Source organism: Alkalihalophilus lindianensis (assembly GCF_032843265.1).
In the GTDB taxonomy this organism is placed as follows: Bacteria; Bacillota; Bacilli; order Bacillales; family Bacillaceae_D; genus Alkalihalophilus; species Alkalihalophilus lindianensis.
This window is the reverse complement of record NZ_JAWJBA010001105.1, coordinates 1-232: the sequence shown is the minus strand read 5'-3', so window position 1 is coordinate 232 and position 232 is coordinate 1. Positions and strand designations below refer to the sequence as shown.

Sequence of the window (232 nt, the reverse complement as noted above, 5' to 3'; positions counted from 1 at the left end):
ATTAAAAGAAATAAAGAATAAGCTATAAAATTATAAAGAGGGGATTACGTTGTTCCGGACACTTTCAACTAAGTTTTCTATGAGCAGGAAACAGTGGGCCAGTCATATTATCATTATTATCTTTTTCATTTCATTAACGATTGTTGCTTATACGAATTTGCAAAATTTAAACAAGGAAGTACGTGATTTTTCAATTACGCAGCAGCCAAAGATTGAATTAACGGGGGAGTTA

1 protein-coding gene is annotated in these 232 nt (G+C 31.9%); it reads left to right on the top strand.

Annotation, left to right across the window (positions count from 1 at the left end; genetic code table 11):
* Window positions 1–49: 49 nt before the first annotated feature.
* Window positions 50–232 (top strand): hypothetical protein (locus RYX56_RS25515; RefSeq protein ID WP_317124539.1); only part of this gene is annotated, 183 nt, incomplete at its 3' end.